At 39.0% G+C, this 385-nt stretch carries 1 pseudogene; it reads right to left on the reverse strand.

Features of this window, described 5'->3' with window-relative positions:
• Window positions 1-35: 35 nt before the first annotated feature.
• Window positions 36-385, reverse strand: a pseudogene (locus tag ACFINZ_RS10820) (hypothetical protein); the annotation flags it as partial.

Below are 385 nucleotides of genomic sequence, written 5' to 3' on the forward strand. Positions count from 1 at the left end.
GGAGGTAGGAATTTGCAAATAAGCGAGCTCTTTGGTTACAAAATCTTTATCAAAGGATCTTGTTCACTCAAGGCAACTAAAATAGCTACGGTAATTTGCGCTTGAAAGATTTGCCGGACAATATCTGCTTGAACACGTGCACGTTCATTTAAGGCTTTACGTGGATCCAATTGGATAAGAAAATCACCTTGATGAACAAATTGCTCTTCTACAAGAATTTTCTCAATACGGGGCCTGTATTTTGCACTTGAACCAGCTGGATATAGGTAGTGGGAATAATCGCTCCTTGCCCCCGGGCAACAATCTCTGTTTTTTTGATAAAGATACCAATGACAATAAAGAGGAATAAAGAAATCAAAACAGTAACTACCATGTGAAGGGTTAG

Origin of the sequence: Bartonella sp. AA81SXKL, assembly GCF_042196945.1 — a bacterium.
Lineage (GTDB): Bacteria > Pseudomonadota > Alphaproteobacteria > Rhizobiales > Rhizobiaceae > Bartonella.